Annotated in this window: 6 protein-coding genes; 5 read left to right on the top strand and 1 reads right to left on the bottom strand. The window is 65.7% G+C overall.

Translation table 11 applies throughout. The features are described 5' to 3' along the window. From F8K16_RS00320 to F8K16_RS00305, 4 genes are all read left to right on the top strand, one after another. The coding region (locus F8K16_RS00320) for a hypothetical protein (RefSeq protein WP_294945364.1) at nucleotides 1–1,016 on the top strand (1,016 nt) is incomplete at its 5' end. Continuing rightward, the gene (locus F8K16_RS00315) at nucleotides 1,013–1,939 is read left to right on the top strand and encodes a GHMP kinase (RefSeq protein ID WP_294945361.1); all 927 of its coding nucleotides are present in this window, start codon (nucleotides 1,013–1,015) and stop codon (nucleotides 1,937–1,939) included. The genes F8K16_RS00320 and F8K16_RS00315, both read left to right, overlap by 4 nt. Further along, a complete protein-coding gene (mvaD, locus tag F8K16_RS00310) occupies nucleotides 1,926–2,912 on the top strand; it encodes a diphosphomevalonate decarboxylase (protein WP_294945358.1) in 987 nt (328 codons plus the stop codon). The genes F8K16_RS00315 and mvaD overlap by 14 nt, the downstream gene beginning before the upstream one ends. Further along, entirely contained in the window at nucleotides 2,909–3,262 is a 354-nt protein-coding gene (locus tag F8K16_RS00305) for a YraN family protein (protein ID WP_294945355.1), read from the top strand. The genes mvaD and F8K16_RS00305 overlap by 4 nt, the downstream gene beginning before the upstream one ends. A 2-nt stretch (nucleotides 3,263–3,264) precedes the next feature. Here the strand turns inward: F8K16_RS00305 and F8K16_RS00300 are convergent, their stop codons facing one another. Then, nucleotides 3,265–3,735 (bottom strand): hypothetical protein, encoded by a 471-nt coding sequence (locus tag F8K16_RS00300; protein WP_294945352.1) that lies wholly within the window; start codon nucleotides 3,733–3,735, stop codon nucleotides 3,265–3,267. 68 nt (nucleotides 3,736–3,803) lie between these two features. Here F8K16_RS00300 and nrdB point away from each other — a divergent pair. After that, nucleotides 3,804–4,891 (top strand): class Ia ribonucleoside-diphosphate reductase subunit beta (gene nrdB, locus F8K16_RS00295; protein ID WP_294945350.1); only part of this gene is annotated, 1,088 nt, incomplete at its 3' end.

The following is a 4,891-nucleotide window of genomic DNA, read 5'->3' as shown; positions in this document are numbered from 1 at the left end:
CAAGGCGATCAGAGATCACAAACGCCTGTATGAGCGTCGCTGAGGGCACAAGCCCCGCCAAACTCATTCTCAGTGGCGAATACAGCATCGCCACCGGTCAGCCGGCGCTGGCCATTCCCATTCCCCTCATGACCCATGCCCGCATCGAGTTCGAGGAGACGGGGTCTCCCCTGATTTTGCTGCGCGCGGAAAACTTCGCCGCCGAAAAAGCCCTTTCCTGGGACGAATTCGAGACCTTTGGCGCGCAGAAGCACGAAATATGGCGCCTGCGGCCACAGGCGGTGCTTCAGGCCCCCACGGATCTGATCGCTCTGACCCTGTGGCAGTTCCACCAGCTGACGCCTCTGCCGCAAGGGCACTATGTCGTCAGCGTGCGCGGCCACGACCTCATCGGCCGCGGGCTTGGCAGCTCCGCCGCCGTGGTGATCAGCCTCATCCATGCGCTGGAGCGGCTCACCGACATGCCGCTGGCGGATGACGCCCGGCTGGCGCTGGCCATCCGCTGCGAGCACTACGCCCATGGACGCAGTTCCGGACTGGACCCGCTGGTGATGCTGCGCAACGCCCCGCTGCAGGTGCAGCGCACGCCCACCGGATTGGAAGAAGAAATTCTGAATGCCACCCTGCCGTCCTTCCATCTCATTGACACCGGCGCGCCGGAAAGCCGCACCGGCGAATGCGTCATGCAGGTGCGCACGCGCTTTCCCGCCGACCACCCCATCTGGCAGGCCTTCGGCGATACCACCCGTACCCTGCGCATGGCGCTGGAACAACAGGATGAGGCTGCTCTGCGGAATGCGATCCAGACCAACCACATCCTGCTGCGCAAGATCGGCGTGGTGCCCGACCGGGTGGCCGAACTGATCCGCTTCCTCAACGAAACCGGCGCGGCCAAGCTCTCCGGCGCCGGCAGCATCCGTGGCGATGCCGGCGGCATGATCATCCACTTCGGCACCCTGCCAACCAACCTTTCTCTTGATAAATTTTCAGCCCGACAGGTTGAACTGAAGCCATGACACACCCAATCGCCTGGACTTCCGCCGCGCCGGCCAGCACCATGATCCTGGGCGAGCACGCCGTCGTCTATGGCCAGCCCGCGCTGGTCAGCGCGCTCGACCACTGGCTCACCATCCGCTGGCGCCGCCGAAACGACCGACAGGTGATCATCCACTCGGCGCTGGCCGAACACGCCACCACGCTGGACGAGATGAGCGACCATCCGCGGCTGCGCTTCGTGCTGGCCCCCCTGCGTCACCATGCCGCCCGCCTGCCGGGACTGGAGCTGACCATCGACAGCGGCATTCCCACCGACATGGGGCTGGGCAGCTCCGCCGCGGCGCTGGCCGCCACCCTGAAAGGGCTGGAACCGCTGCTGCCCGAACCCCCTCATCCGCTGGAGCAGTTCACGCTCGGCCGGAACCTCATCCGCCAGATTCAGGGACGTGGCTCCGGCGCCGACCTGGCGGCGAGCCTCACCGGCGGCACCGTGCTGCTGGACCCCAACCTGCCGGCGATCACGCCCATCCCTTTCAGGGACACGCTGACGCTCATCTACAGCGGCTACAAGACACCCACCGCCGAGGTGCTGAAAAAGGTGCACGACGAATGGGAACTGGTGCCGGACCTGCAGGATGACCTCTACCAGCTGATGGGCGAAACCGTGCGGCAGGCGGTGCGCGCACTGGCGCTCGAAGATGAAGCGCACCCGCTGTTCAACCGGCTGTTCAACATCTATCACGGCCTGATGGACGCGCTGGGCGTGTGCGACCTGACGCTGGCGAAAATCGTCTATCAGGTGCGGGAGATGGGCCATGCCGCCAAGATCAGCGGCTCCGGTCTGGGCGACTGCGTGCTGGCGCTGGGCGCCGTGACGCTGGAAGACTACCGCTGCCTGCCGGTCACCATTACGGAAGGAGGCGCCTGGCATGACGCGGCATGAGTTCGTCCGACAGCTGATCCCGGGACTGACGGCCGCCCCCGGCACCTGTGGAACAGGCTCGGCGCCGGTCAACATCGCCCTGGCCAAATACTGGGGTAAGCGCGACAGTGAACTCAACCTGCCCCGGAACAGCTCCCTGTCCGTCGCCCTGCCCAGCCTCGGCACCCGCACCCGGGTCATCCTCATCGACGGGCCGCAGGACCGCGTCACCCTCAACGGCCAGCCCGCGCCGGAAGGGTTCACCCGTCGCCTGAGCGCCTGGCTGGACCTGTTCCGCCCGGCGGGCGCGGCCTTCGAAGTGGAAACGGAAAACAGCGTGCCCACTGCCGCCGGACTGGCCAGCTCCGCCTCGGGATTCGCCGCGCTGGCGCGGGCGCTGGATGACCTGTTCGACTGGCAACTGGACGCCAGAACCCTCTCCATGCTGGCACGCATCGGCTCCGGCTCCGCCAGCCGCTCCCTGTTCGACGGCTTCGCGGTGTGGCACCGAGGGGAACGGGACGACGGTCTGGACAGCTGGGCCGAGCCGCTGCCGCAGCGCTGGCCGGCGCTGCGCATCGGACTGGTGGAGGTGGACGTGACCCAAAAGCCGGTCGGCTCCACCGCCGGCATGACCCGCACGGTGGACACCTGCCCCCTCTATGACGCCTGGCCGGACTTTGCCGAGCGCTGCGTGCGCGATCTGACCGCGGCCATCGAAGCCCGGGACATGGAAAAACTGGGCGAGATCGCCGAGCACAATGCGCTCACCATGCACGCCACCATGATCGCCACCCGCCCGCCCGTGCTCTACTGGATACCGGAGAGCGTGGCGGCCATGCAGCGGGTGTGGGCGCTGCGCCAGGCAGGCACGGGCGTGTGGTTCACCATGGACGCCGGCCCCAACCTCAAACTGCTGTTCGAGGCCGACGCCCGGCCGGCGGTGGTGGCGGCCTTCCCCGACCTGCGGATCATCGCCCCCTTTGCCCCATGATCAGCCGGCTGCTGGGACGGAAGAAGGAGGATCAGGCCGCCCGCTGGCTCGCACGACAGGGGGTGGAGATCGTGGCCCGCAACTTCACCTGCCGCGGTGGCGAGCTGGACATTGTGGGACGCAAGGGCAACACCCTCATCTGCTTCGAAGTGCGTCACCGCAGCCGCCGCGACCGCGGCAGCGCCGCCGAGAGCCTCACGCCGGCCAAACTGACGCGCCTGCAGCGCTGCTTCGAGCACTTTCTGCAGCGGCATCCGCAGTTTCAGGGACTGACGCCGCGCATCGACGCCCTGCTGTTCGACGGCGAGACAACGACCCCAGAATGGCTGGAGAACATCACAGGTTGGTGAGTTCAGCGGGACAGACGCGCCGGTGGCTCGCCACGGCCTTCCAGCTCGTGCACGAACTGGCGCCAGCGGCTGATGGCCGCCAGCCACCTGAGCATGGCCCGGGGCGAGAGCGGCAGCGGCAGCACATGGCGCACCTCGTCCACCTGCCGCCAGAAAGCCTGCTGGTTCTCCGGCGCCAGCACCGCCACCGGCGTGTCCGCCAGCACCGGATTGATGGCCAGCGCCTGCCGCCAGCCTTCCAGCATGTTCTCCGCCAGTGGCGCGTCGATGAGAATGGCCAGATAGATGCGCCGGGTGCCGTAGAGCCGGCGGCGGATCTCCTCACCCACCGCCGCCACCGAGTTGAGACGGGTGACCTGCACACCGTAGCGGTCGAGAAAGTCCGTCAGCACCTGCGCAAGCGCGTCATCCGCCGTGGCCAGCACCATGCGGCGGCCATACAGATAGCGGATGCCCTCCCGAAAGCGACTCACAGCCTCTCCTCACACGCCAGCGATGACTTGATTACAATAGCACAATCACCGATGATCAGGAGCAGGCCATGAGCTGCAAGGAAAACCATCGCTACACCACTTTCTGCCGGGCCCCCAACGACGCGCTCAAGGAGCCCATGTTCTTCGGGCAGAATGTCAACGTAGCCCGCTACGATCAGCAGAAACACCCCATTTTCGAGAAGCTGATCGAACGCCAGCTCAGCTTCTTCTGGCGCCCCGAGGAGGTGGACCTCACCAAGGACCGCGCCGACTACACCAAACTGCCCGAACACGAGCGGCACATCTTCCTGTCCAACCTCAAGTACCAGACGCTGCTGGACTCCGTGCAGGGCCGCTCCCCCAACGTGGCGCTGCTGCCCATCGTCTCCCTGCCGGAGCTGGAAACCTGGATCGAGACCTGGTCGTTCTCCGAGACCATCCACAGCCGCTCCTACACCCACATCATCCGCAACATCGTCACCGACCCGTCCAAGGTGTTCGACGACATCGTCACCAATCAGGCGATCATCGAACGGGCCATCTCGGTCACCGAGCACTACGACCAGCTCATCTACCTGACCAACCGCATGTACGCCGAGGAGATCGACCTGGAGCAGGATGAGGCCTTCCGCCGCGAGATCAAGAAGGCGCTGTATCTGACGCTGGTCTCCGTCAACGTGCTGGAGGCGATCCGCTTCTATGTCTCCTTCGCCTGCGCCTTCAGCTTCGCAGAGCGCTCGCTGATGGAAGGCAACGCCAAGATCATCCGCCTGATCGCCCGGGACGAATCGCTGCATCTTTCCGGCACCCAGCACATGATCAACCTCATCCGCGAAGGCAAGGACGACCCGGAAATGGGCGAGATCGCCCGCTCGCTGGACGACGAGGTCATGCGCATCTTCCGCGACGCGGCGGAGCAGGAAAAGCGCTGGGCCGACTACCTGTTCAAGGACGGCTCCATGATCGGCCTCAACGCCGGCATCCTCAAGGATTATGTGGAATACATCTCCAACATCCGCATTCAGGCGATCAACCTGCCGCCACTGTTCGAGAAACGCTCCAACCCCCTGCCGTGGATGAACAACTGGCTGGTGTCCGACAACGTGCAGGTGGCGCCGCAGGAATCCGAAATCGCCTCCTATCTGGTGGGCCAGGT

The sequence above is a fragment of the Sulfurivirga sp. genome (assembly GCF_015490265.1).
GTDB lineage: Bacteria > Pseudomonadota > Gammaproteobacteria > Thiomicrospirales > Thiomicrospiraceae > Sulfurivirga.
Note: the sequence above shows the minus strand (reverse complement) of the source record. Positions and strands in the feature narration are given on the sequence as shown.